This window comes from Streptomyces cirratus (assembly GCF_014650775.1).
Classification (GTDB): domain Bacteria; phylum Actinomycetota; class Actinomycetes; order Streptomycetales; family Streptomycetaceae; genus Streptomyces; species Streptomyces cirratus.
Window position 1 is genome coordinate 1 of the sequence record NZ_BMVP01000066.1, and the last position, 565, is coordinate 565.

1 rRNA gene is annotated in these 565 nt (G+C 57.9%); it reads right to left on the reverse strand.

The features are described from left to right. Nucleotides 1-565, reverse strand: a 23S ribosomal RNA gene (locus IE207_RS32910); the annotation flags it as partial.

Sequence of the window (565 nt, forward strand, 5' to 3'; positions counted from 1 at the left end):
TACTTTTCACCATTCCCTCACGGTACTATCCGCTATCGGTCACCAGGGAATATTTAGGCTTAGCGGGTGGTCCCGCCAGATTCACACGGGATTTCTCGGGCCCCGTGCTACTTGGGAGATGAGCAAGCAAGCCGCTGATGTTTCGTCTACGGGGGTCTTACCCTCTACGCCGGACCTTTCGCATGTCCTTCGACTACATCAACGGTTTCTGACTCGCCGACCGGCCGGCAGACCGATCAAGCTCATTCCCACAACCCCGCATGCGCAACCCCTGCCGGGTATCACACGCATACGGTTTGGCCTCATCCGGTTTCGCTCGCCACTACTCCCGGAATCACGGTTGTTTTCTCTTCCTGAGGGTACTGAGATGTTTCACTTCCCCTCGTTCCCTCCACACTGCCTATGTGTTCAGCAGTGGGTGACAGCCCATGACGACTGCCGGGTTTCCCCATTCGGACACCCCCGGATCAAAGCTCAGTTGGCAGCTCCCCGGGGCCTATCGCGGCCTCTCACGTCCTTCATCGGTTCCTGGTGCCAAGGCATCCACCGTGCGCCCTTAAAAACT